22 protein-coding genes are annotated in these 23,568 nt (G+C 61.2%); 16 read left to right on the forward strand and 6 right to left on the reverse strand.

Translation table 11 applies throughout. The features are described from left to right. Positions 1–128 precede the first annotated feature (128 nt). Together ACW9IR_RS05740 and ACW9IR_RS05745 are read right to left on the reverse strand one after the other, a co-directional pair. Complete coding sequence (locus tag ACW9IR_RS05740; protein ID WP_457462118.1) at positions 129–782, reverse strand: class I SAM-dependent methyltransferase; 654 nt, start codon at positions 780–782, stop codon at positions 129–131. Beyond that, positions 779–1,243 (reverse strand): YbaY family lipoprotein, encoded by a 465-nt coding sequence (locus tag ACW9IR_RS05745; protein ID WP_150706793.1) that lies wholly within the window; start codon positions 1,241–1,243, stop codon positions 779–781. Before ACW9IR_RS05745 ends, ACW9IR_RS05740 begins: the two co-directional genes overlap by 4 nt. 128 nt (positions 1,244–1,371) lie before the next feature. On the opposite strand from ACW9IR_RS05745, the gene nrdR reads away from it, so the two are divergent. The 12 genes from nrdR to ACW9IR_RS05805 all read left to right on the forward strand — a co-directional run bounded on the left by nrdR (position 1,372) and on the right by ACW9IR_RS05805 (position 10,178). Further along, positions 1,372–1,836 carry a transcriptional regulator NrdR gene (gene nrdR / locus ACW9IR_RS05750; RefSeq protein ID WP_176470114.1) on the forward strand — a complete coding sequence of 155 codons (465 nt, stop codon included), beginning with the start codon at positions 1,372–1,374 and terminating at the stop codon, positions 1,834–1,836. After that, entirely contained in the window at positions 1,833–2,963 is a 1,131-nt protein-coding gene (gene ribD / locus ACW9IR_RS05755; protein WP_457462121.1) for a bifunctional diaminohydroxyphosphoribosylaminopyrimidine deaminase/5-amino-6-(5-phosphoribosylamino)uracil reductase RibD, read from the forward strand. The genes nrdR and ribD overlap by 4 nt, the downstream gene beginning before the upstream one ends. A gap of 47 nt (positions 2,964–3,010) precedes the next feature. Further along, positions 3,011–3,676, forward strand: coding sequence for a riboflavin synthase (locus tag ACW9IR_RS05760; protein ID WP_122599845.1), 666 nt, complete (start codon positions 3,011–3,013; stop codon positions 3,674–3,676). 16 nt (positions 3,677–3,692) lie between these two features. After that, positions 3,693–4,784, forward strand: coding sequence for a bifunctional 3,4-dihydroxy-2-butanone-4-phosphate synthase/GTP cyclohydrolase II (gene ribBA, locus ACW9IR_RS05765; RefSeq protein ID WP_034153727.1), 1,092 nt, complete (start codon positions 3,693–3,695; stop codon positions 4,782–4,784). A gap of 91 nt (positions 4,785–4,875) precedes the next feature. Further along, a complete protein-coding gene (gene ribH / locus ACW9IR_RS05770) occupies positions 4,876–5,352 on the forward strand; it encodes a 6,7-dimethyl-8-ribityllumazine synthase (protein WP_003228649.1) in 477 nt (158 codons plus the stop codon). Continuing rightward, positions 5,349–5,849, forward strand: a complete 501-nt coding sequence (gene nusB / locus ACW9IR_RS05775; protein ID WP_039761889.1) for a transcription antitermination factor NusB — start codon at positions 5,349–5,351, stop codon at positions 5,847–5,849. The genes ribH and nusB overlap by 4 nt, the downstream gene beginning before the upstream one ends. 18 nt (positions 5,850–5,867) lie before the next feature. After that, a complete protein-coding gene (gene thiL, locus ACW9IR_RS05780; protein WP_457462124.1) occupies positions 5,868–6,833 on the forward strand; it encodes a thiamine-phosphate kinase in 966 nt (321 codons plus the stop codon). Beyond that, positions 6,830–7,333 (forward strand): phosphatidylglycerophosphatase A family protein, encoded by a 504-nt coding sequence (locus ACW9IR_RS05785; protein ID WP_011336134.1) that lies wholly within the window; start codon positions 6,830–6,832, stop codon positions 7,331–7,333. Before thiL ends, ACW9IR_RS05785 begins: the two co-directional genes overlap by 4 nt. Positions 7,334–7,369: 36 nt before the next feature. Continuing rightward, complete coding sequence (locus tag ACW9IR_RS05790) at positions 7,370–8,122, forward strand: substrate-binding periplasmic protein (protein WP_457462126.1); 753 nt, start codon at positions 7,370–7,372, stop codon at positions 8,120–8,122. Between the two features lie 222 nt (positions 8,123–8,344). Then, complete coding sequence (gene ribA / locus ACW9IR_RS05795; RefSeq protein WP_016984117.1) at positions 8,345–8,962, forward strand: GTP cyclohydrolase II; 618 nt, start codon at positions 8,345–8,347, stop codon at positions 8,960–8,962. Then, entirely contained in the window at positions 8,959–9,378 is a 420-nt protein-coding gene (locus tag ACW9IR_RS05800) for an MFS transporter (RefSeq protein ID WP_250608101.1), read from the forward strand. The genes ribA and ACW9IR_RS05800 overlap by 4 nt, the downstream gene beginning before the upstream one ends. Next, complete coding sequence (locus ACW9IR_RS05805) at positions 9,378–10,178, forward strand: cobalamin-binding protein (protein ID WP_457462129.1); 801 nt, start codon at positions 9,378–9,380, stop codon at positions 10,176–10,178. Before ACW9IR_RS05800 ends, ACW9IR_RS05805 begins: the two co-directional genes overlap by 1 nt. A 113-nt stretch (positions 10,179–10,291) precedes the next feature. On the opposite strand, the gene ACW9IR_RS05810 is transcribed toward ACW9IR_RS05805, so the two are convergent. The 4 genes from ACW9IR_RS05810 to ACW9IR_RS05825 form a co-directional block, all read right to left on the reverse strand. Continuing rightward, positions 10,292–12,178, reverse strand: a complete 1,887-nt coding sequence (locus ACW9IR_RS05810; protein WP_457462131.1) for a TonB-dependent receptor domain-containing protein — start codon at positions 12,176–12,178, stop codon at positions 10,292–10,294. 139 nt (positions 12,179–12,317) lie between these two features. Then, positions 12,318–14,216, reverse strand: a complete 1,899-nt coding sequence (gene dxs, locus ACW9IR_RS05815; protein ID WP_110720883.1) for a 1-deoxy-D-xylulose-5-phosphate synthase — start codon at positions 14,214–14,216, stop codon at positions 12,318–12,320. Between the two features lie 91 nt (positions 14,217–14,307). Further along, a complete protein-coding gene (ispA, locus tag ACW9IR_RS05820) occupies positions 14,308–15,195 on the reverse strand; it encodes a (2E,6E)-farnesyl diphosphate synthase (protein WP_457462133.1) in 888 nt (295 codons plus the stop codon). After that, positions 15,192–15,434 (reverse strand): exodeoxyribonuclease VII small subunit, encoded by a 243-nt coding sequence (locus tag ACW9IR_RS05825; RefSeq protein ID WP_003228627.1) that lies wholly within the window; start codon positions 15,432–15,434, stop codon positions 15,192–15,194. The genes ispA and ACW9IR_RS05825 overlap by 4 nt, the downstream gene beginning before the upstream one ends. Positions 15,435–15,823: 389 nt before the next feature. Here ACW9IR_RS05825 and ACW9IR_RS05830 point away from each other — a divergent pair, with 389 nt between their 5' ends. The 4 genes from ACW9IR_RS05830 to ACW9IR_RS05845 are packed head-to-tail and all read left to right on the forward strand — an operon-like array spanning position 15,824 to position 23,568. After that, the gene (locus ACW9IR_RS05830) at positions 15,824–16,615 is read left to right on the forward strand and encodes a YfaP family protein (RefSeq protein ID WP_457462135.1); all 792 of its coding nucleotides are present in this window, start codon (positions 15,824–15,826) and stop codon (positions 16,613–16,615) included. 34 nt (positions 16,616–16,649) lie between these two features. Beyond that, positions 16,650–18,362: a DUF2138 domain-containing protein gene (locus ACW9IR_RS05835; protein ID WP_457462137.1), complete on the forward strand. Its 1,713-nt coding sequence runs from the start codon at positions 16,650–16,652 to the stop codon at positions 18,360–18,362. After that, positions 18,347–18,997, forward strand: a complete 651-nt coding sequence (locus ACW9IR_RS05840; protein WP_457462139.1) for a DUF1175 domain-containing protein — start codon at positions 18,347–18,349, stop codon at positions 18,995–18,997. The genes ACW9IR_RS05835 and ACW9IR_RS05840 overlap by 16 nt, the downstream gene beginning before the upstream one ends. Beyond that, positions 18,994–23,568 carry an alpha-2-macroglobulin family protein gene (locus ACW9IR_RS05845; RefSeq protein ID WP_457462141.1) on the forward strand — a complete coding sequence of 1,525 codons (4,575 nt, stop codon included), beginning with the start codon at positions 18,994–18,996 and terminating at the stop codon, positions 23,566–23,568. The genes ACW9IR_RS05840 and ACW9IR_RS05845 overlap by 4 nt, the downstream gene beginning before the upstream one ends.

Below are 23,568 nucleotides of genomic sequence, written 5' to 3' on the forward strand. Positions count from 1 at the left end.
TTTGAGAGGTGTATCGCTAGGCAGGACGCCATCGCTGGCAAGCCAGCTCCCACAGGGTTCTGTGTCGTATACGAAATGTTGGTTCGACTCGGTCACTGTGGGAGCTGGCTTGCCAGCGATGCTTTTGGCTAGCGCCGCGCGTGGTACAGGCTGACATGCCGAAATTCCTCAGGCTCCGCCAGATCCGGCAACGTCATCGCCTCAAGCATTTCAATCCGCTCATACAACGGATGACGAAAATCCCGAACCCGCGAATCCGCCACCAGCGCCTCACGGCCACGGCTCAAAAACGCATCGAGCAACGGCAGATTGGCCCGGTCATACAACACATCCGCCACCAGAATCAGATCAAACCGATCCGCCTCGGCAAAGAAATCCGTCGAGTAATTCATCTCTACGCCATTCAGCGTGGCATTCGCCCGACACGCGGAAATCGCCAGCGGATCGAGATCGCACGCCACGACTTCAAGCGCCCCGGCTTTCACCGCCGCAATCCCGGCAATCCCGGAACCCGCGCCGAAATCCAGCACGCGCTTGCCACGCACCCATTCGGGAAACTCCGCCAGATACCGCGCCACTGCCAGACCGCTGGCCCAGCAGAAACCCCAGTACGGTGGCTCATGCAGAATTCGCTGAATTTCTTCCTGACTGAATTGGCGATCCATGTTGTCGCCATCGATCAGCCATAGCTGCAAATCAGTGTCCGGCAAGGCACAGACTTTAAGTCTGGCGTCGCCGAGCAATTCACCTAACGCCTGTTGCAGGTCGAGCGGTGCATTCATGGTGCTTTGACAAATTGCAGTTGGCCCAGCGCCTGAGTAGTCGGCTGGGTGATGGTTTGCGACGGTAGATGCAGGATCAACTGACCGGACTGGCTGGCGCGCCCGCGCAGTTCAACCCGCGCACCGGCGGGGAAGGCGTCCGGGTTGAAGCGCAGGCGGAACGGCAGAATCTGGTTGTTGCCGATCAGGCTGGAACTGGCGAGCAATTGTTGCGGGCGATCCTTTCCATCGATCACCAGCAGCGCCAGTTCGACTTCGGCACCGGCCGGCACGCCTTGCAGGGTACCGCTCAATTCCCGTTGATAGGCTGGCAGCGGCCCAAGGTCGGCGGCCTCTTTGGCTTTTTTCTGCGCTTGCTGTGGCGCCGGGCCTGGCGTTGGCGGCTGGGGCTTGGGTGCATCGCTGCCACAGGCCACCAGCAGGCTGAAAAGACTGAGCAAAACGAGCGGACGTAACGGCATTGGATGCTCCGGCAAAATGAAATCCATGGATCAAACGATCATGCCGTTCTGTATACCGCAAAGCCTATGGCTTGTCTTGCCACCGGGATGCGCTACCATGGCCCTCCCTTTTTTTGTTGCCAGCCACCATGCACTGTCCCTTCTGCGGTGCCAACGACACCAAGGTCATCGACTCGCGTCTGGTCGCCGAGGGCGAACAGGTGCGCCGCCGGCGTGAATGCCTGGCCTGCGGCGAGCGTTTCACGACGTTCGAGACGGCCGAACTGGTGTTGCCGCGCCTGATCAAAACCGACGGCAGCCGCCAACCGTTCGACGAAGAAAAACTCCGCGCCGGCATGCAGCGCGCCCTGGAGAAACGTCCGGTGAGCGTCGAGCGCCTCGAATCCTCTCTGGTTCACATCAAGCACAAGCTGCGCGCCACCGGCGAGCGCGAGGTCAAATCCCTCGTGGTCGGCGAACTGGTCATGGCTGAACTGCAAAAGCTTGATGAAGTCGCCTACATCCGTTTCGCCTCGGTGTACAAGCGCTTCCAGGACCTCAACGAATTCCGCGAAGAGATCGACCGCCTCGCCCGCGAACCGGTGAAACAATGACCGCCGCCGAGCAGGCCATCCTCGACGCCCACTTCATGGCGCGTGCGCTGGAACTGGCGCGCAAAGGTCACTACACCACCCATCCCAATCCTCGGGTGGGTTGTGTGGTGGTGCGCGACGGGCAGATTGTCGGCGAAGGCTGGCATGAACGCGCCGGCGAACCGCACGCCGAAGTCCACGCGTTGCGCGCCGCCGGTGAACTGGCTCGGGGCGCCACTGCTTATGTGACCCTCGAGCCGTGCAGTCACCATGGCCGTACGCCGCCGTGTGCCGATGCGCTGGTGAATGCCGGTGTCGGTCGAGTCGTTGCGGCAATGCGCGACCCGAATCCGCAAGTCGCCGGACGTGGTTTGCAGCGTCTGGCCGATGCCGGCATCGCCACTGAAAGTGGTGTGCTGGAAGCCGAGGCGCGCAAGCTCAATCAAGGTTTTCTGAAGCGCATGGAACACGGCTTGCCGTTCGTGCGGGTCAAGTTGGCCATGAGCCTCGATGGTCGCACAGCGATGGAGAGCGGCGAGAGCCAATGGATCACCGGCCCGGCCGCACGTTCGGCCGTCCAGCGTTTGCGCGCTCAGGCCGCCGTGGTGCTGACCGGCGCCGACACCGTGTTGGCCGATGGCGCGCGGTTGACTGTGCGGGCCGACGAGTTGGGTCTGGATGCCGAACAAACCGCATTGGCCATGAGCCGACCGCCGCTGCGCGTGTTGATCGACGGTCGCCTGCGGGTGCCGCTGGATGCGCCGTTCTTCAAGGCTGGCCCGGCGTTGGTCGCTACCTGTGTCGCGATCGAAGAACAATACGCTCACGGTCCGGAGTGCCTGATCGTGCCGGGTGATGACGGTCAGGTCGATCTGCATCAGTTGCTGATCGAACTGGCTAATCGCGGCGTTAATGAAGTGTTGGTCGAGGCTGGCCCACGTTTGGCCGGTGCCTTTGCTCAGCTCGGTCTGGTCGACGAGTTCGTGATCTTCATCGCCGGCAAGTTTCTCGGCTCTTCGGCGCGTCCTCTTCTGGACTGGCCGCTGGCCTATATGAAGGACGCTCCCGAGTTGAAAATCACTGAAATTCGTGCGGTGGGCGATGACTGGCGAGTCACTGCCATCCCTGTCCTTTCGCCGAGCGTATAATTCCCGGCCATCGTTATTACGCTGGCTTAGTTCTCAAGGAGAACCCCATGTTTACCGGCATTATCGAATCCATCGGCAGTATCCGCGCACTGACCCCAAAGGGCGGTGATGTGCGGGTCCACGTCGCCACCGGCAAGCTCGATCTGAGCGACGTCAAACTCGGCGACAGCATCGCGGTCAACGGCGTCTGCCTGACCGCCGTTGAGCTGCCGGGCGACGGCTTTGCCGCCGACGTCAGCCGTGAAACACTCGATTGCACCGCAATGAACGACCTGAAAAGCGGCAGCCCGGTCAATCTGGAAAAAGCCCTGACCCCGACCACCCGTCTCGGCGGGCATCTGGTCAGCGGTCACGTCGACGGCGTCGGCGAAATCGTCTCGCGCAGCGACAATGCCCGCGCCGTGGAATTTCGCATTCGCGCGCCGAAAGAGCTGGCCAAATACATCGCTCATAAAGGCTCGATCACTGTCGACGGCACCAGCCTGACCGTCAACGCGGTCGATGGTGCCGAGTTCATGTTGACGATCATCCCGCACACCCTGAGCGAAACCATCATGGCTTCTTACAAGCCAGGTCGCCGGGTGAATCTGGAAGTCGACTTGCTGGCGCGTTATCTGGAGCGTCTGCTCTTGGGCGACAAGGCCGCAGAGTCGAGCGCTGGTGGCACGATCACTGAAAGCTTTCTGGCCGCCAACGGCTACCTCAAATCCTGACTGAAGGGGGTGCCTTGTGGCGCTCAATAGCATCGAAGAACTGGTTGAAGACATCCGCCAAGGCAAGATGGTCATCCTCATGGATGACGAAGACCGCGAGAACGAAGGCGACCTGATCATGGCCGCCGAATGCTGCCAGGCCGAACACATCAACTTCATGGCCAAGCACGCCCGTGGCCTGATCTGCATGCCGATGAGCCGCGAGCGCTGCGAACTGTTGAAGCTGCCGCTTATGGCGCCGCGCAACGGTTCCGGTTTCGGCACCAAGTTCACCGTCTCGATCGAAGCCGCCGAAGGCGTGACCACCGGCATCTCCGCTGCCGACCGTGCGCGCACCGTGCAAGCGGCTGCCGCCAAGGATGCCAAGGCTGAAGACATCGTCAGCCCGGGCCACATCTTCCCGTTGATGGCGCAGGCCGGCGGCACCCTCGCTCGCGCTGGCCACACCGAAGCCGCTTGCGACCTCGCGCGCATGGCCGGTTTCGAGCCGAGCGGGGTGATCTGCGAAGTGATGAACGACGACGGCACCATGTCTCGTCGCGCCGAACTGGAAGCGTTTGCTGCCGAACACAACATCAAGATCGGCACCATCGCCGACCTGATTCACTACCGGATGATCCACGAACGTACCGTTCAGCGGATTGCCGAGCAGCCACTGGACAGCGAACTGGGCCAATTCAACCTGGTGACCTATCGTGATTCGGTGGAAGGCGACGTGCACATGGCCCTCACGTTGGGCACTGTTTGCGCCGAAGAACCAACCCTGGTTCGCGTGCACAACATGGACCCGCTGCGTGACCTGTTGATGGTCAAGCAACCGGGCCGCTGGAGCCTGCGCGCCGCCATGGCTGCGGTTGCCGAGGCGGGCAGCGGTGTGGTTCTGTTGCTCGGTCACCCGCTTGACGGCGACGTGCTGCTGGCACATATCCGCGAAACCGGTGATCAGGCCGCGCCGAAAAAACCGACCACCTACAGCATCGTCGGTGCCGGTTCGCAGATCCTGCGTGACCTTGGCGTACGCAAAATGCGCTTGATGTCTGCGCCAATGAAATTTAATGCGATATCCGGTTTCGATCTGGAAGTTGTAGAATACGTGCCCTCCGAATAATGACCGGTTGTTTCCGGACCCGAATTCGCGGCAAATAAATCACTGAGGGACGCGTAGCAGACGCGTCCCGGCTCTTTAAGAGAACTGACGAATGACCCTGAAGACCATCGAAGGTACCTTCATCGCCCCTAAAGGCCGCTACGCTTTGGTAGTGGGCCGCTTCAACAGCTTCGTGGTTGAAAGCCTGGTCAGCGGTGCAGTTGATGCCCTGGTTCGCCACGGCGTGAGCGAAAGCGACATCACCATCATCCGCGCACCTGGCGCCTTCGAAATCCCGCTGGTTGCGCAGAAAGTCGCCCAGAAAGGTGAATTCGCAGCCATCATCGCCCTCGGCGCGGTCATTCGTGGCGGTACTCCGCACTTCGAATACGTGGCAGGCGAGTGCACCAAGGGTCTGGCCCAGGTCTCCATGGAGTTCGGCGTTCCGGTTGCTTTCGGCGTCCTGACCGTTGATTCCATCGAGCAAGCCATCGAACGTTCCGGCACCAAGGCCGGTAACAAAGGTGCCGAAGCTGCCCTGTCCGCTCTGGAAATGGTCAGCCTGCTGGCACAGTTGGAGGCCAAGTGATTAGCGACGAAAGCGATCGTTTCAACCCGCGCGATCCAAAACCTGCGGATGCCGGCAAGCCTTCGAAAAGCGTCAAGCGTCGCGAAGCCCGTCAGCTCGCGACTCAAGCGCTGTACCAGTGGCACATGGCCAAGCAATCGCTGAACGAGATCGAAGCGCAGTTTCGCGTTGATAACGATTTCACCGATGTCGACGGTGCATACTTCCGCGAAATCCTCCACGGGGTTCCGCAGTTCAAGACCGAAATCGACACCGCCCTGACGCCTTGCCTGGATCTGGCGATCGAAGAGCTGGACCCGGTTGAACTGGCCGTTCTGCGCCTGTCGACCTGGGAGCTTCTCAAGCGCGTCGACGTGCCGTACCGCGTGGTGATCAACGAAGGTATCGAGCTGGCGAAAGTCTTCGGTTCGACCGACGGCCACAAGTTCGTCAACGGCGTGCTCGACAAGCTGGCCCCGCGCCTGCGTGAAGCTGAAGTGAAGGCGTTCAAGCGCTGAAACGCGCTTGATACTTCAATGGGCGAGTTTGAGCTGATCCGCAATTTCTTTGCCGCCGCGCCCTGTGCGCAGGGCGGCGAAGGCGTTGCTCTGGGGATCGGCGACGACTGCGCCTTGCTCGCTGTTCCTTCCGGGGAACAGTTGGCGATCTCTACCGATACGCTGGTGGCCGGTGTGCATTTCGCCGATCCCTGCGATCCGTTTCTGCTCGGTCAGCGCTCGCTGGCCGTCGCGGTCAGCGATCTGGCCGCCATGGGCGCCACGCCCGTTGCCTTTACCCTTGCCCTGACTGTACCGACGGTGACCGCCGATTGGATGCAAGCCTATGCCGGCGGTTTGAACCGCATGGCGCAGAGCTGCGGCGTTGCGCTGGTCGGCGGCGATACCACGCGTGGGCCGTTGAGTCTGACGGTGACTGTGTTTGGTCGCGTGCCTACGGGTCAGGCATTGACTCGCAGTGGCGCGCAACCGGGCGACTTGCTCTGTGTCGGTGGTGAACTGGGCAATGCTGCCGGTGCCTTGCCGCTGGTGCTGGGGCAACGTGACGCCGAGCCAGAGGTCGCCCAACCGCTGCTCGATCATTACTGGTCGCCACAACCGCAACTTGCCCTCGGCCAGGCCCTGCGTGGCAAAGCCACGTCGGCGCTGGATATCTCCGATGGCCTGCTCGCCGACTGTGGCCACATCGCACTGGCATCGAAGGTGCAGCTTGAGATTGAACGCGAGCGCGTACCGCTGTCGGATGCACTAGTGGCGTTTCTCGGTCAGCGTGGCGCCGAGCGTGCAGCGCTGAGCGGTGGCGATGATTACGTGCTGGCGTTCACCCTGCCGTCCGTCGAGCTGCCGGCGCTGCTGGCCAACGGCTGGTCGATCCATGTGATCGGTCGTGTGACAGAAGGGCAGGGCGTGATCCTGCTGGATCGCGAAGGGCACGACATCACCCCGCAAATCCGGGGCTATCAACATTTTCAGGAGACACCGTGACAGATCACCCGAAACAGGTTCCGGCCGAATTCGTTCCGCCGTCGGTCTGGCGCAATCCTTGGCATTTCCTCGCGTTCGGCTTCGGTTCCGGCACCCTGCCGAAAGCCCCGGGCACTTGGGGTTCGTTAGTTGCACTACCTTTTATCCCGTTGTGGCAGATGTTGCCCGACTGGGGTTACTGGCTGATGCTCGGGATCACCATGCTGTTCGGCTTCTGGCTGTGCGGCAAAGTCGCCGACGATCTGCGGGTACACGACCACGAAGGCATCGTCTGGGACGAGATGGTCGGCATGTGGATCACCCTGTGGCTGGTGCCGGAAGGCTGGTACTGGCTGCTCGCGGGTTTTCTGGTGTTCCGCTTCTTCGACATTCTCAAGCCATGGCCGATTCGCTGGATCGACCGGCATGTCCACGGTGGTGTAGGGATCATGCTCGACGACGTACTGGCCGGTGTGTTCGCCTGGCTGGCGATGCAGGGTCTGGTGTGGGTTTTCGCCTGATTCCAAGGGATATCAGGGTCAAGTGAGGGACTAGGGATGGCTCGACGCTGGTTGGCGTTAATGTTTTTGGCTTTGCTGAGTACCGTGGCCGGTGCGCAGGAAGCTGCGCCGGCGCCGGCGGTCATCCATCTGGCCAGCGAAGACTGGGAAGACTACACCGCCGCCGACGGCCATGGCCTCGGTTGGGACGTGTTGCGCAAGGTGTTCGAACCGGCCGGGGTCAAGCTGGATATCCGCAGCGTGCCTTACACCCGTTCGGTCGGGCTGGTGCAGTTAAAGGAAGTCGACGCGCTGGTTGGCTCCTACCGCGACGAGGCCGAGCAGGTCTTGTATCCGCACTGGAACTTCGATTCCGACCACATCTATGCATTGGGGCTGGCGAGCAATCCATCGCCCACCGAGGCGACGCTGGGCAAGTATCGACTGGCTTGGGTGCGCGGTTACCGTTACGAAAACTACCTGCCGAATATCAAGCGTTACAACCAGATCCAACGGCGTACCGGCATTTTGTCGATGCTCAAGCAGGGGCGGGCGGATTACTACATCGATGCGCTGACCGAGATTGAAGCGGTGGTGAAAACCGCAGTTGATCCGGCGCTGTATCGCTATTCACATCTGATCGAGCTGCCGTTGTTTCTCGGGTTTGCCGACACGCCACAGGCGCGAGCGCTGATGGCGCTGTATGACCAGCGCATGGAGCAGTTGGTAAAGAGCGGCGAGTTGAAACCGATCTTCGAGAAGTGGAAACAGCCGTATCCGTTCACTACCGGCGCGACGACTCCCCTGTAGGAGCTGCGGCACGCTGCGATCTTTTGATCTTGATCCTAAAAGCCAGATCAAAAGATCGCAGCCTCGTTTCACTCGACAGCTCCTACAAGGATCCATGTCGACCGGGTTGTTATCAAACTTTTTGATCGTTATGCCCGATAATTCAGCCTAAGCGTCTGTAGGAACCTGCTGTTACAATGCCGGCCTGCGAATTTTCAGACTCTTTAGATCAGGAGCACACCGGTGCCTGTCGTCTTTGTCGCCGCTTCCAAGCTGCCAACGCCTTTTGCGCAATTCACCATGCACGGTTTTCTCGATGAAGCCACCGGCCGCGAGCACGTCGTGCTGAGCCTGGGTGAAATTGCCGACGGTGCCCCGGTTCTCGGCCGTTTGCACTCCGAATGCCTGACCGGCGACGCCTTGTTCAGCCAGCGCTGCGACTGCGGCTCGCAACTGGAAGGCGCGCTGAAAGCCATCGCCCGTGAAGGCCGTGGCGTGTTGCTCTACCTGCGTCAGGAAGGTCGCGGCATCGGTCTGCTGAACAAGATCCGTGCTTACGAACTGCAGGACGGCGGCGCCGACACCGTTGAAGCCAACGAGCGTCTGGGCTTTGCCGCCGACCAGCGCGATTACGCCATGTGCCTGCCGATGCTCGAGCATCTGGGCGTGAAGTCCCTGCGCCTGATGACCAACAACCCGCGCAAGGTCAAAGCGTTGACCGACATGGGCATCACCGTCGCCGAGCGCGTGCCGTTGCACACCGGCCACAACCCGCACAACAAACTCTACCTGGCGACCAAGGCCAGCAAGCTCGACCACATGATGGGCAACGAGCATCAGGGCGAGGTCGACCGCGCGTGACACGGGGTCAAGTGCGGCGCCGATTGTCGGTCGATTGGTGGAAATACCTCGCGCTGGCGCTGGTGCCGCTGTTCGTGCTCAACGCGTTGTTTGGTCAGGGCAAAGGGGTTCTGCCGGTACTGGCGATGCCGTTCTTTATTGCCGGCGTGGCGTCGATGTTTGTCAGCCTGAAGTTTTTTGGCCGTTATAAACATGCGCTGATCGCCACGCAAAAAGCTCTCGATACCCCCGATGAACCGGCCGCGTGGATTGCCCTCGCTGCCCGTCGTCGTGCGGCTTTTCTCGCGGCAGCCTTGCCGGCGTGGATCGGCGCACTGGCGGTATTTGTCGGTCTTGAAGCCGTACCGTTGATGCTGCTGGCATTATCCACGGCGGTGCTGTTTTATCTCTACCGTATCCCGCGTCAACTCGGCTGATGCGTCGTCTGTGGCTGGCGCTGCTGTTGCTGGCCGTCAGTGGTCCTGCGCTGGCGCAACTGCGGGTTGTCAGCCTCGCGCCGTCGCTTTCTGAAATTGTCGTTGAACTGGATTCGGCTGATCTGTTGGTCGGCGTGCTGGATGCCGGGGAGCGTCCTGCTGAAATTGCCAACGTCCCCTCTGTCGGCCGCTATGGCCAACTCGACACGGAACAATTGCTGAGCCTCCAGCCTGATTTATTGTTGCTGTGGCCCGGCAGTGTCGGCCCTGCACAGCGTGATCAGCTCAAGCGCTTGGGCATCCCGACCTTCGTCGCCGAACCACATTCTTTAGAACAACTCACCACCCAGATTGAAGCCATTGCCGCGCAATTGGGGCGACCTGAGCGTGGGGTGAAACGGGCGGCGGCGTTGCGCCAACAACTCGCGGAGCTGCGCCAGCGTTATCGCCGGGACGTGCTGTTGCGGGTGTTTTATCAGGTCTGGGACAAGCCGCTGTACACCGTCGGTGGCGGGCAAATCATCAGTGATGCGCTGGAGGTGTGCGGGGCACGGAATGTGTTCAGTGATCTGGCCTTACCTGCGCCACAAGTCAGCATCGAAGCGGTATTGCAGAGAGATCCGGAAGTGATTCTGGCGAGTGATAAAGCGCAGCTGAATGCGTGGAAAACCTGGCCACGGGTGGCGGCGGTGAAGCAGGAAAAATTACTGTTGGTCACCGACAAAGGCCTTGAGCGCCCCAGCGGCCAGATGATCGACGCCACCGCCAAACTCTGCCAATTGATCGCGCCGAACAGGTGATTCTGTAGGAGCTGCCGAAGGCTGCGATCTTTTGACTTTGTTGTTTGACTGAGTCGGAAACGCCGAAGATCAAGATCAAAAGATCGCAGCCTTCGGCAGCTCCTACAGGGGGCTCAGTTGATTTCGGGAGTCCAGGTCACCCCAAACATCCACACCCGACCTTCCTCGCGATAACCGTACTGGCTGCCGTCATAGCTGTAATTCGCCCGGCTGTAACCCTTGTCCAACAGGTTGTCGACCTTCAGATCCAGCTTGATCTCGCGATTCAGCGCCCAACTGCTGCGTAACCCGAACAGCGCATAGCCACCCAGCGCCTGCGTATTGTCCTTGTCGTCATAACTGCTGCTGACCGCCTGCCAACTGGCGCCGAGGCTAACCTGGTCAAACTGGCGATCCAGATCCCAGCTCAACGTGCGCCGAGCACGTCGCGCCAAAGTGTGCCCGCTATCACGGTCGCGCGGATCAATGATCGCCACGCCAAGGTTGCTCTGCCAGTCGAACAGTTCCTGCTTCAACGCCGCTTCAAAGCCGTTGATCCGTGCCGAAGCGACGTTCTCCGGGCGTGAATTGCTGCCGAAGATGATCGCGTCTTCCAGGTCGGTGCGATAAATCGACGCTTCCAGGCGGCTGCTGTCGCTCAACTGGCTGCGCCATTGCAGCTCATAGCTTTTCGAGGTTTCCGGTTTCAGATTCGGGTTGCTGAAGTCCGGGTAGTACAGGTCGTTGAAGGTCGGCGCACGGAAGCCTTCGCTGTAGCTCAGCAACAGATCGTTGTCCGGGTTCAGCGGCAAAGTGAACGTGCCGCTCCAGGTGTTCTGGCTGCCGAATTGCTGGTTATCGTCATGGCGTAGGCCCAGCTCCGTGGAGAAGCTGTCAGCCTGATAACGATGCTGGATGAATGCGGCGCGGTTCCAGCGACTGTCTTCATCGAACGCGGTGCTGCTGTTGACCCGGTCTTCGTACCAGTCGCCGCCGAGGATCAGACTGTTGCGGGCGTCCAGTGTCAGGTCGTTTTGCCAGTTCACCGAATCGCGGTAGGTGTTGAACACCGTGCGTTCGTCGCTGAGCTTGTCGAGGGTCTTCTCGCGGTTCTCGGTATGGCCGAACTCGACGCGGGTTTTCCAGATATCGTTGACCCGTGCATCGACGTAATTGCTGACGCTGCTGACGTTGAAATCGCTGTAGGGCTGCTGTTGCACAGACTCGAACGTGGTCATGTCGAAGCGGCCGAACGGGTTGTCGAACTCGCCCTTGCCCCGGTTATCCAGCAGATTGGCGCCGATTTCGATGTCATCACTCAGTGCATGGCTGAGGCTCAGGCTGACGGATTTATTGCGATAGGCGTCATGATCGCCATCACTTGGATACGACTCATGGGTACGGTCGATTCCGGCGGTTTCATCAAGGCTGGCGCCGAGGTTGAAACGGGTTTTCGCGTCGCCACCGGACAAGCCGAGGCTGCGTTCCCAGGTCTGGTTGCTGCCAAAACCAACGTGCATGCGTGGCTGCAAGCCCTGCTCAGTGCCGCGCCGGGTGAAGATCTGAATCACCCCGCCAATCGCATCGCTGCCGTAAATCACCGAACGCGAACCGCGCAGCACTTCCACTCGCTCGATCTGCTCGATGTTCAGATGCTGCAAATTGCTGTCGCCGGACGTTGAACTGCCGATGCGCTGGCCATCAACCAAAACCAGACTCTGCGCCGACTGCGTGCCGCGAATGTAAATGCCCGGCAGACTGCCGCGCCCGCCGGCCTGCGCCACTTGCACGCCGGGTACGCGCCGCAGCAGGTCCGGCACGTCGCTTGGTTGCAGACGGTCGATGTCTTCGCGGGTGAATACGGTGTTGGCGGCGCTGCTGTCGTTGCGTGCTTCGACCTGACGGTTGGCTGAGATGAGCATGTCCGGCAGTTTCAGTGCCTGATCACGCTCGAAGGTGTCGGCGAAAGCGTTGGCGGATGGCAGCAGAAGAAAGGGCAGGGCGAGGCGCGAGAGCTTCATGGAAATCCATCGGGAATTTCAGATGTGCACAAATCAAATGTGGGAGCGAGGCTGCTCGCGAATGCGGTGTATCAGTCAGCCCTGATTTGACTGACAGTCCGCATTCGCGAGCAGGCTCGCTCCCACAAGGGTATTGCGTTTATTTGTCGAGTAAGGCCAGACGCTGACGAATCGACGCTTCGATCCCGGCCTCATCCAGTCCGCACTCGGCCAGCATCTGCGCAGGCTTGGCGTGCTCGACGTAGACATCCGGCAAGCCCAGATGCAGCATCGATTTGAGGATGTTCTCCCGTGCCAGGAACTCACTGACTGCACCACCGGCGCCGCCCATGATCGCGTTTTCTTCGATCGTCACCAGCAACTCGTGGCTGCCGGCAATCTCGCGCACCAGCTCTTCGTCGAGCGGTTTGACGAAACGCATGTCGACCACGGTGGCATCGAGTTTTTCTGCCACCTTCAGCGCTTCGGCCAGTTGCACGCCGAACACCAGCATGGCGACTGTGCGGCCCTGACGACGGACGATGCCCTTGCCGATTTCGATCGGCTCGAGGTCTTTCTCGATGGTCGCATTCGGACCATTGCCACGCGGGTAACGCACCGCCGCCGGGCCGTTGTAGAGGTGGCCGGTGGTAAGCATTTTGCGCAGCTCGTTTTCGTCGCTTGGGGTCATGATGACCATGCCCGGGATGCAGCGCAGGTAGGACAGATCGAAGCTGCCAGCGTGAGTCGGGCCGTCTTCGCCGACCAGACCGGCGCGGTCGATGGCGAACAGCACGTCGAGGTTCTGCACCGCCACGTCATGTACCAACTGGTCGTAACCGCGCTGGAGGAATGTCGAATAGATCGCCACCACCGGTTTCGCGCCTTCGCAGGCCATACCGGCGGCGAACGTCACCGCATGTTGCTCGGCAATCGCCACGTCGAAGTAGCGCAGCGGGAAGCGTTCGCTGAACGCCACCAGGTCCGAGCCTTCCTTCATCGCCGGGGTGATTCCGACCAGACGTGGATCAGCCGCCGCCATGTCGCACAGCCACTCGCCGAACACCGCTGAGTATTTCGGCCCGCTGGCCTTTTTCGGCGCGGCGGCCGGAGCGTCCAGTGGTTCGAGTTTGGTGATGGCGTGGTAACCGATCGGGTCGACTTCCGCCGGGGCGAAGCCTTTGCCTTTCTTGGTGACGATGTGCAGGAACTGCGGGCCTTTGAGATCGCGCATGTTGCGCAGCGTGGCGATCAGCGTTGGCAAGTCGTGGCCGTCGATCGGGCCGATGTAGTTCCAGCCCAGCTCTTCGAACAGCGTGCCGGGGACCAGCATGCCCTTGGCGTATTCTTCGGTGCGACGAGCGATTTCCCAAGCGCCGGGCAGGCGCGACAGGACTTTCTTGCTGCCCTCACGCATGCTCGCGTAAGTGCGGCTGGAGAGGATCTTCGCCAGATAATTCGACAGACCGCCGACATTGCGCGAGATCGACATGTCGTTGTCGTTGAGGATCACCAGCATGTTGGCGTTCACTTCCGGCGCATGGTTCAGCGCCTCGAAAGCCATGCCGGCGGTCAATGCGCCGTCGCCGATCACCGCAATCGCCTTGCGATCACTGTCTTGCAGGCGGGCGGCAATGGCCATGCCCAGCGCTGCGCTGATCGAGGTGCTGGAGTGGCCGACGCCAAAAGTGTCGTACTCGCTCTCGGAGCGACGCGGGAAAGCGGCGATGCCGTCCTTCTGGCGCAGGGTGCCCATGCGCTCGCGGCGACCGGTGAGGATCTTGTGCGGATACGCCTGATGCCCGACGTCCCACAGCAGACGGTCGTCCGGTGTGTCGAAGACGTAATGCAACGCGATGGTCAGCTCGATCACGCCCAGGCCGGCACCGAAATGCCCACCGGTCTGGCCGACCGTGTAGAGCAGTTCCAGGCGCAACTCATCGGCCAGGGTTTCCAGCTCGGCTTCGCCTAACCGGCGCAGGCCGTCCGGCGTGTTCGCGCGGTCGAGCAGGGGCGTGGTCGGGCGCTTGCGGGGAATCTCATGAAACGTCGTGGGCATCAGGCGAATCGTTATAGGTATAGAAGATGCGGCAGTTTACCTGATGCATCGCCCCCTGCCCACGCGTTGGTCTTTTTTGGCTGATACGCCGTCAGTTGCGCCGCTCGACGATATAACGGGCCAGCTCGCGCAAAGGCTCGGCTGCCGCGTCAAACGGTCGCAGGGCGTGCAGGGCCTGATCGCGTAGCTCCAGCGCATAAGCCTTGGCCGCATCGAGACCGAGCAGCGCCGGGTAGGTCGGTTTGTCGCGGGCGATGTCGGCGCCCTGGCGTTTACCGAGGGTTTCGGTATCGCTTTCGACGTCGAGAATGTCGTCCTGCACCTGAAAGGCCAGGCCGATGGCCTGTGCATAAGTCTGCAGGGCGCGGAGTTCATCCGGCTCGGCACGGCCGCTGGCCAGAGCGCCGAGTTTGACGCTGACCTCGATCAGTGCGCCGGTCTTGTGCCGGTGCATCTGTTCGAGGGCTTTCTGATCGAGCTTGAGGCCGACCGAACCGAGGTCGATGGCTTGACCGCCGACCATGCCCGCCGGACCGGCGGCGTCAGCCAGCGCGGTGACCATTTGCAGGCGGATGTCGCTGCTGCAGTCGCTCAGGCGCGGGTCGAGCAGGGCGCTGAAGGCCAGACTTTGCAAGCCATCACCGGCGAGAATCGCGCAGGCTTCATCGAATTTTTTGTGAGTGGTCGGTTGGCCGCGACGCAGATCGTCGTCGTCCATCGCCGGCAAATCATCGTGAACCAGCGAATAAGCGTGGATCAGCTCAACCGCGCAGGCCGCGCCGTTGGCCTGTTCAGCCTTGCCGCCGAGCGCTTCGCACGCGGCGTAGGCCAGCAGCGGGCGCACGCGTTTGCCGCCGTTCATCACGCTGTAGCGCATGGCTTCGTAAAGCCGCGCCAACTCCGGCAAAGGCGCATTGAACAGGGTTTCCAGCGCTGCGTTAACCCGGGTCTGGCTGCTCGCCGTGTACGCCGCAATCATTCTGGCTGTTCCGCGTCGAAGGGTTCCTCGGCGAGTTCGCCATCGCGCTCCAGCAGCACTTGCACCTTCTGCTCGGCTTGCGCCAGCGCTGCCTGGCAGTCACGGGTCAGACCGATGCCCTGCTCGAAAGCGGTCAGCGAGTCTTCCAGCGACAATTCACCGTTCTCCAGACGCTCGACCAATGTTTGCAGGTCGGCGAGGGACTGTTCGAAATCCAGTGCAGCTTTTTTGCGGGCCATGGCGGCGATTTCCGGTTGACGTTAAACCGGCGCGACACTAGCAGATAGGGGGGTTATGGGCAAATGAGCAGGCCGCGGCTGACCCTTAATCCTGGCGAGGTAGCAAGCTCCGTCGCGACAGGATTTGTAGTGATTAAGGAGGGGTGAGACTTATTCGGCTCATTTTGTGAGCCGAATAATTTCCCTATTCGGCTCACGCCTGTCGACTGTGCAAGTTTCCTACAGCAAAAGCACATGTATCCGATTGTTAAAAAACCGCCAAATGGCTAATCTTCGCGCCTTCTACGACCCCATAGTCACGGGTCTTTCAGACGAAACGCAGTTTTCACCGCTGTGAAGTACCGAGGATCGGGTGCAAGGTTTCGTTCAGGCATGGCAGGAGGCATTACATGCGTTCATTTCTTTGGCTGCTGATCGGCCTGGCCTGCGCGCCCGCGCTGCTGGCGGCGCCTACGGCCGAGTTGTCGGAGCCGGTCGGAGGCTGGCGCTATCACGGCTTACTCGATCGCACGGAAAACCCGCAAGTCGCCTACCCGACGCCGCCGATCGATCGCGGCATCCAGCGCAATCGCACGATGATCCAGGGCCAGCTCAAGGCCATCGGGCATATGCGCCCACCGCACAGTCTCGCCGTGAATGGCAATCCACTGAATCTGTACACCGACGACCAAGGCCGTTTCGCCCGGCCGTACGCGTTCGGCGCTGGCTCCAACAGCGTCGAAGTGATCAGCGCCGAAGGCCAGTCGCTCAAGCGCGTGCAATTTTATGAAGCAAACAATTTGCGCACGCCGGCGCGGATTCGTCTTGTCTTGGGATGGGACGATCCGAAAGCCGAGCTCGATCTGCACATTGTCACGCCCGACGGTCAGCATGCGTTCTGGGCTCGGCCAGCGCTGAACAATGGCGGCGGTCTCGACCCGGATGGCGTCGATGGCCCCGGCCCGGAAATGTTCACCATGACCGCGCCGCTGCACGGCACCTATCTGGTTTACGTCAACTATTGGGGCAACTTCGGCAACGGCGGCTATAACTTCGAGGAGACCAGCAACCAGAACGAGGTGATCACCTCGCAAATCACGCTGGTGCTCAACGAAAACACTGTCGACGAAAAACGCGAAACGTTCATCGTGCCCCTGCGGGCGATCGGTGATCTGCTGCTGGTCAAGACTTTCAACTATTAAGCATCCCGTCACGGATGAAACTGGGTTTGTGAAGATGAGCGATAACACTGTTACTCCGGCTGCCGACACGCCAGCGGCCAAACCTTCGCGGCGCTGGCCTTTGCTGCTGGCCGGGCTGTGCCTGGTGGCCGGTGTGGCGGGTGGTTTTGGCTGGCTGCTGCTCAAACCCAAGGCGCCGCCGGCGGAATTGGCCAGTGACAAGCTTGGCCTCAGCCGCCCGGATGCGTTGCTGGAAACCCGCTCGCTGAGCCAGTTGCCCAAGGACTTGCTGACGGTGCCGTTCCTCAAGGCCACGCTGACCGAAGATTTCGTCTTCTATTACGAGACCCATGCGGATCGCCTCGGACTGATCGGTAGCCTGCGCCGGATCATCTACGAGCATGATCTGAAGCTGCAGGACAGCCTGATCGAGCAGCTTTTCGATCAACCGGCCGATGTTGCGCTGTGGCGTGGTGCGGATGGTCGCTTGAAGGATTTTCTGTTGGTGATGGATCGTGGTGGGCTGGCGAAACTGCTTGAGCCGCTGGCGAAAGTAGCGCTGGATGACACGCAGCTCAGTCAGATGGGCGAACTCAAGGTCGGCGGCGACAGCGTGCCGCTGTACCAACTGACCTATAACGCCAGCAAAGCCCTGTTGTTCGCCTCCCACGGCGACAAACTGGTGGTGCTGTCCAACCCGGCCAAGTATTACGACCCGGAAAGTGGCGTCTCCGAAGAGTCGGGCCACGTTTCGCCACAAGCGCTGGCGGCGCTGCTCAATGGCGAAAAACTGTTCCCCGAAGCGTTCGGTCTGCCGGCGAAAACCCCGGAAACCAAGCAGCGCCTGTCGGTCAACTCCAGCGTTCTGGCCATGGGTTATCAGCGCTTTATCCCGAACTTCGCCGGGCTGCGCTTCGACATGGACGACAAGGGCTGGCACAGCTACCTGGCCATGGACGAACTGGACAACCAGCCCGACTTCGATTTCAAACCAGTCTGGCAAGCCATGCCACTCGGCGCCAGTGCCTGCGTAACCTTGCCGGTCGCCGCCGAACCGCAAAAACCACTGCTGGTAAAACTCGGCGCCGAAGAAGCCGTGGCGCAAACCCTCACCGAACACGTGGCCGGCGCGGCGGGCCTGTGCTGGTACGCCGATTCGCGGTTGTACACGCCGTTGCTGGTGGCCAGTCTGAAAGATGAAGACAGCAGTAAACTCGATGGCGACCTCGGAAAACTGTTCGGTTCGATGGTCGGCGCATTCGAAGCCAACGTCGAAGAAAGCGTCTTCCCCGTGGTCGAGAAACAAGAAGGCCAGAACCACGTCTGGCAGCGTCAGGTCAGCTCCAACTTCGGCCCGTATGCGGCGAAGACTGCCGAAAACCCGGATGCAATTTCCGGCAAGGCGTTCATGAAAGTCAGCCTCGCCCGTCACGGCTCGACACTGCTGTTTTCCCTCGACGACAAACTGGTCGACAAGGCCCTCGGCACCCTCGACAAACGCTTCCCGCCGATGGCTGACGTGCTGCCCAAAGACGTGCTGATGCCGATCTACTTCGGCCCGGACTCGATGGCGCAACTGATGCAACAGGAAACCCTCGACAGCCTGCCACAGGACATGGAACCGGTGTTCTACAACGCCGCGCAAACCTATCTGATCCCGAAACTGCGCACCCTCGGCGGCTACGGCAAATATGCCCTGACTTTGCCTGAAGGCAGCGAGCCGGATGGCCACTGGCAGTGGTTGCCGCTGGAATGGAAAGCGCTGTGACGACACTGATCCGTAGCCTCGGCCTGCTTGCGCTGCTATTGAGTGCGGGTGCCCGAGCCGTTGAAGCACCGGCGCTGGATCCGGCGCAGTCCCAGGTGTTTCGCGCGTGGTTCGTGCGCATTGCCCAAGAGCAACTCAGCCAAGGCCCGAGCCCGCGCTGGTATCAGCAGGACTGTGCCGGGCTGGTGCGCTTCGCTGCCAACGAAGCGCTGAAAGTCCACGATGACAGATGGCTGCGCAGCAATGGCCTGTCCAATCGTTATCTGCCGCCGGAACTGTCGCTCAGCGACGAGCAGCGCAAGCTCGCCCAGCAATGGCAGCAGGGCGGTGGCAAGGTCGGGCCGTACGTCAACGCGATCAAACTGATTCAGTTCAACAGCCATCTGGTCAGCCGCGACGTGTCGCAGGCGCGGCCCGGTGACTTGATGTTTTTCGATCAGGGCGACGACCAGCACCTGATGATCTGGATGGGCCGCTACATCGCCTATCACACCGGCACCACCACCCCGACTGACAACGGCATGCGTTCGGCAAGCCTGCAGCAACTCATGACATGGAAGGACACCCGATGGATACCCGACGCAGCCAACCCCAACTTCATCGGCGTCTATCGACTGAACTTTCTCTCCCAATGACCGGTGCCCGCATGTTGCGACTCTGCTCCCGAATTCCTTTGCTGCTGGCGCTGTTGCTGCCAGTGGCTACCGTCAGCGCCGAAGATTCGGTCGAGCCGAGCGGCTACACGCCGGTGTCCGGTGAAAGCTTCTTCCTGCTCGCCGACAGCAGTTTTGCGGCGGACGAGCAGGCGATGGTGCGCCTCGAAGCGCCGGGCCGTGACTATCGTCGTTTCCGCATGGAACCGTACGGCGGCGCCGACATTCGCGTTTACCGCATCGACAAACCGCTGGATTTCCTCAAGCGCCAGAAGAACCTGCACCGCGTGGTCAGCGACGGCCAGTTCAAGGGCGAAGGCCTGTCCAACACCCTCGCGTACCTGTGGGACAACTGGTACCGCAAATCCCGTCGGGTGATGCAGCGCGCGTTCTCCTATGAGTCGCGCAAACAGGTCACCGAGGAAGTGCCGGAACTGAAGATGGGCAACGCCATCGCCGCGCCTACTCCGTACGACGCTCAGCCGCAATTCGCGCTGATCCCGGGTCTGCCGGTGGTCAGCCAGTTCCGTTATCCGTTGTGGCAGGCCAAGCCGATTCAGCCGCCGGCCGGGGTCAATCTGGCCGGGTCTTCCAGTGATTTTGTCAGCGTCGCGCCGGGCAACGTTTATATCCCGCTGGGCAATCTGAAACCGGGTCTGTATCTGGTCGAAGCGCTGATCGGTAAATACCGCGCGACCACCATGGTTTTCGTTTCCAACACCGTCGCAGTGAGCAAGATTGCCGGCGACGAATTGCTGGTCTGGGCCGCGCGCAAACACGAAGGCAGTTCGGTACCGAAGGTCAATGTGCTGTGGACCGACGGCCTCGGCGTGATGAGCAGTGGCGCGACTGATGCCGATGGCTTGCTGCGCCTGAAACACGTTAGCCCTGAGCGTTCGTTCGTCATCGGCGAGGACGAAGAGGGCGGTGTATTCGTCTCGGAAAATTTCTATTACGACAGCGAAATCTACGACACCAAACTCTATGCCTTCACAGACCGGCCGCTGTATCGCCCGGGTGATTGGGTGTCGCTGAAAATCGTCGGTCGCGAGTTCAAGAACGCGCGGGATTCGGTGTTGCCGGGGGCGGCGGATGTCACGGTCAGCGTGCTCGATGCCGCCGGTACCGAGTTGCAGCATCTCGACCTGAAGCTTGATTCGAAGGCCGGCACTCAGGGCCGCTTCCAGTTGCCGGACAACGCCGTCGCGGGCGGTTACGAGATTCGGTTCAACTATAAGGATCAGGCTTACAGCAGCGCCTTCCGTGTCGCCGAGTACATCAAGCCGCACTTCGAGATTTCTCTGAACCTGGCCAAACAGGATTACCGCACTGGCGAACCGGTGAAGGGCAGCCTGGTGCTGCTGTACCCGGACGGCAAACCGGTGGCCAACGCTAAGTTGACCCTGAGCCTGCGCGCCCAGCAACTGTCGATGGTCGACAACGAGCTGCAATACCTCGGGCAATTCCCGGTGGAGCTGACCAGCACCGAACTGACCACCGACAGCAAGGGCAGCGCGACCCTCGACCTGCCGGCCGCCGACAAGCCGAGTCGCTACATGCTCACCGTGTTTGCCAGCGATGGCGCGGCGTATCGGGTCAAGACCACCAAGGAAATCCTTATCGACCGTGGCGCGGCAAGCTTCCGTCTGAGCGCACCGCAACGCTTCAGCGCGGTCGGCGACAAGGTTGCGTTCAGCTACGCCAACGAGGGCGGCAGCGAACAAAGCAAAGCGGTAACGCCGAGCACGTATGGCTGGGTGCGGCTGGAAGACCAGAGCACCGGTGAAGGCAAACTCGCGGCGACGGACAAGGGCTTCAGTCTCGCTTTCGAACGTCCGGGCACCTACAACCTGACCTTGAATGATCAACACGGCCGCGTCCTCGGTGCCACCGGGCATTCGGTCACCGGCGATGGCGTCAAGGCAGTGCCGGGCACCGTGGAAATTGTCCTCGACAAGCCTGAGTACAAGGCTGGCGATGAAGCGCTGGCGCTGATCACGTTCCCGGAACCGGTCAGCGATGCTCTGCTTTCTCTGGAGCGCGACAAGGTCGAAGCCACCGCGCTGCTGGCCAAGGGCGGCGACTGGCTGAAACTGGAGAAACTCAGCGACACCCAATACCGCGCACGCATCCCGGTGAAGGACAACTTCGCGCCGAACCTGACCTTCTCCGTGCTCTACACCAAGGGCGGTCAGTACAGCTTTCAGAACGCCGGGATCAAAGTGATCGCGCCGCAAATCGACGTGGCGATCAGCACTGACAAAGCGGTGTATCTGCCGGGCGACACGGTCACGGTTGACCTGACTACGCAGTTCGCCGGCAAAGCGGTGCCGGCGCATCTGACCGTTAGCGTCGTCGACGAAATGGTCTACGCGTTGCAACCGGAAGTTGCGCCGACCATCGACCAGTTCTTCTATCACCCGCGCCGTAACAACGTGCGCACCAGTGCGAGCCTGTCGTTCATCAGTTACGACGTCGCGCTGCCGGGCAGCCCGGGCGCGCCGGGCAAAGCCAACCGCAGCGAGCGCGGGGTGAAAGTGCTGGAGCGTCCGCGTCGTGAAGACGTCGATACCGCTGCGTGGCAGCCGGAGTTGTTGACCGGTGCCGACGGTAAAACCCGCTTCACTTTCAAGATGCCGGACTCGCTGACCCGCTGGCGCATTACCGCCCGAGCGATCGCCGATGACGGTCAGGTCGGCCAGAAAAAGCAGTTCGTGCGTTCGGAAAAACCGCTGTACCTGAAGTGGGGCGGCCCGAGCAAATTCCGCAAGGGCGATCAGCCGCAACTCGGTGTGTTCGCGTTCAGTCAGGCCGAGAAACCGGTCAAGGCTGAACTGGTCACTCACTACGCTGGCATCGAACAACGCCTGCCGGTGACCCTGAACAACGGCATCAACTACCTGCCGCTGCCGGCGTTCACATTGGCTTCTGGCGAGTGGACGGCGGAGCTGGTGCAGGACGGCAAGACCGCCGACTCTCTCGCCGTGCGCCTGAGTGCGACCGGTGATGGCTGGCAAGTGACGCAGACGCAAAGCCTTGATGTCGCCAGTGGCGACACTGCGCTGAGTCTGCCGGCCGACGCCACGGATATTCGCCTGCGTCTGGATGACAGTCCGCAAGCGTTGTTCCGCTCGGCACTCGACGATCTGCTGAGTTATCCGTACGGCGGCGTCGAGCAGACGGCCAGTCGTTTGCTGCCGTTGAGTATTGCTTATCCGTCGCTGGCATCGAATCCGCAGATCCGCGATCGCTTGCGCCTGATCATGCAGAACAGCCGTCTGCGTCTGGTGCAAATGGCCGGGCCATCGGCGAGTTTCACCTGGTGGGGTTACGACGGTGAGCCGGATGCGTTCCTTACTGCCTACGCCTATTACGCCGACTGGAACGCCAGCCAAGTGCTGGAGCTGACCCTGCCGCCGGAGCACTGGCAGCGAGTGTTGGAGGTGTACGCCAAGCAAGCCCGGAACACGCCGTTGCTGCAACGGGCGCTGATTCTGTCGTTCGCCAAGCAGATGCATCTGCCGGTGAACACGCTGCTTAGCGGCTTGATGGACGATCTGGGCAAGGCGGGTGAAGGTCATGCTGAAACCATGCTCGACGATGGCGAAGACAGTCTGGTGATGAGTGATCCGGATTCGGCGCTCGGTCTGGCAGCGGCACGGGTGTTGACCGCCTCTTTGGCCACGCAGTCGAAAGTCGCCTTGCCGGACGCGTTCAATCGTCAGTTGGCTGCTGCGCAACAGCGTCTTTCGGTCAGCTCGCAGCCATTTTCCGAAGCGTTGAACCTGTCACTGCAACCGTTCGATCAGGCGCGTGCGCAAGCGCTGCTGCAACGTCTGCTGCCGCAACAATCGACCCTCGAGCGTGCGCTGGCACTGACCTGGTTGCAACGCAGCATCACCCAGGCTTCGCCGACCATCGCATTGACGCCGGGTGAAGGCTGGAAGAAAAACTACGGCGCCAGCGGCGAAATGTACTGGACCTGGCAAGGCGCGGCGCCAGTGCCGAGCGTGCTGACCGTGTCGGGCACGCAAGAGCGTCCGCTGCGCGCGGCGTTGAGCTTCCAGACCCAGCAACCGCCAGTCGATCCAATGGCCGTGACCATCACCCGTCGCCTGTCGCGACTGGTGCCGGGCGATGAGGCGTTCACCTTCAAACTGGAGCCGGTCGGCAGCAAACCGCTGTCCAGCGACAGCCTGTACCTGGACGAAGTGATCCTCACCAGCAAAGCTGCGAAACCACTGCGCTACGGCATGCTCGAAGTGCCGCTGCCACCGGGCGCCGATGTTGAGCGCACGACGTGGGGCATCAAGTTGCAGGGCAAGGACGGCACGGAGCCGACCGCGCTGGAGAAGGCACGCTTCGAACCGGGGCAGCTGGCTTACGCGGTGCCGGTCGATGCGCTGAGCGGCGAACTGCGCCTGCGCCATCTGGTGCGCTTCTCGCAAAAAGGCCAGTTCAACCTGCCGCCGGTGCGTTTCAAGCAGGTCTACGCGCCGCAGCATCAGGCCCAGGAAGCGAAAGCCGCCCTCGGTCAGGTCACGGTCAACTGA

The sequence above is a fragment of the Pseudomonas sp. SDT291_1_S447 genome (assembly GCF_054070155.1).

Bases quoted from the DNA above. Each gene is read 5' to 3' on its own strand.
- ACW9IR_RS05740 (WP_457462118.1), bottom strand. From the start codon at position 782: ATGAATGCACCGCTCGACCTGCAACAGGCGTTAGGTGAATTGCTCGGC.
- ACW9IR_RS05745 (WP_150706793.1), bottom strand. From the start codon at position 1,243: ATGCCGTTACGTCCGCTCGTTTTGCTCAGTCTTTTCAGCCTGCTGGTG.
- nrdR (WP_176470114.1), top strand. From the start codon at position 1,372: ATGCACTGTCCCTTCTGCGGTGCCAACGACACCAAGGTCATCGACTCG.
- ribD (WP_457462121.1), top strand. From the start codon at position 1,833: ATGACCGCCGCCGAGCAGGCCATCCTCGACGCCCACTTCATGGCGCGT.
- ACW9IR_RS05760 (WP_122599845.1), top strand. From the start codon at position 3,011: ATGTTTACCGGCATTATCGAATCCATCGGCAGTATCCGCGCACTGACC.
- ribH (WP_003228649.1), top strand. From the start codon at position 4,876: ATGACCCTGAAGACCATCGAAGGTACCTTCATCGCCCCTAAAGGCCGC.
- thiL (WP_457462124.1), top strand. From the start codon at position 5,868: ATGGGCGAGTTTGAGCTGATCCGCAATTTCTTTGCCGCCGCGCCCTGT.
- ACW9IR_RS05790 (WP_457462126.1), top strand. From the start codon at position 7,370: ATGGCTCGACGCTGGTTGGCGTTAATGTTTTTGGCTTTGCTGAGTACC.
- ACW9IR_RS05805 (WP_457462129.1), top strand. From the start codon at position 9,378: ATGCGTCGTCTGTGGCTGGCGCTGCTGTTGCTGGCCGTCAGTGGTCCT.
- ACW9IR_RS05810 (WP_457462131.1), bottom strand. From the start codon at position 12,178: ATGAAGCTCTCGCGCCTCGCCCTGCCCTTTCTTCTGCTGCCATCCGCC.
- dxs (WP_110720883.1), bottom strand. From the start codon at position 14,216: ATGCCCACGACGTTTCATGAGATTCCCCGCAAGCGCCCGACCACGCCC.
- ispA (WP_457462133.1), bottom strand. From the start codon at position 15,195: ATGATTGCGGCGTACACGGCGAGCAGCCAGACCCGGGTTAACGCAGCG.
- ACW9IR_RS05825 (WP_003228627.1), bottom strand. From the start codon at position 15,434: ATGGCCCGCAAAAAAGCTGCACTGGATTTCGAACAGTCCCTCGCCGAC.
- ACW9IR_RS05830 (WP_457462135.1), top strand. From the start codon at position 15,824: ATGCGTTCATTTCTTTGGCTGCTGATCGGCCTGGCCTGCGCGCCCGCG.
- ACW9IR_RS05835 (WP_457462137.1), top strand. From the start codon at position 16,650: ATGAGCGATAACACTGTTACTCCGGCTGCCGACACGCCAGCGGCCAAA.
- ACW9IR_RS05840 (WP_457462139.1), top strand. From the start codon at position 18,347: ATGGAAAGCGCTGTGACGACACTGATCCGTAGCCTCGGCCTGCTTGCG.
- ACW9IR_RS05845 (WP_457462141.1), top strand. From the start codon at position 18,994: ATGACCGGTGCCCGCATGTTGCGACTCTGCTCCCGAATTCCTTTGCTG.